Below are 223 nucleotides of genomic sequence, written 5' to 3'. Positions count from 1 at the left end.
CACCTCTTTATCGTTTGAGCAATGGAGGGACGCAGAAGGATAGAAGAAGCGTGCGATTGGTTGTGCACGTCCAAGCAGTTAGGCTGATAAGTAGGCAAATCCGCTTATCGTGAAGGCTGAGCTGTGATGGGGAAGCTCCTTATGGAGCGAAGTCTTTGATTCCCCGCTGCCAAGAAAAGCTTCTAGCGAGATAAAAGGTGCCTGTACCGCAAACCGACACAGG

Annotated in this window: 1 rRNA gene; it reads left to right on the top strand. The window is 50.7% G+C overall.

The window, feature by feature from the left end:
• Positions 1-223 (top strand): 23S ribosomal RNA (locus MR167_RS32580); the annotation flags it as partial.

This window comes from Bacillus cereus group sp. BfR-BA-01355, assembly GCF_022663675.1.
Taxonomy (GTDB): domain Bacteria; phylum Bacillota; class Bacilli; order Bacillales; family Bacillaceae_G; genus Bacillus_A; species Bacillus_A thuringiensis_S.
This window is presented reverse-complemented; position numbering and strand designations above follow the sequence as displayed.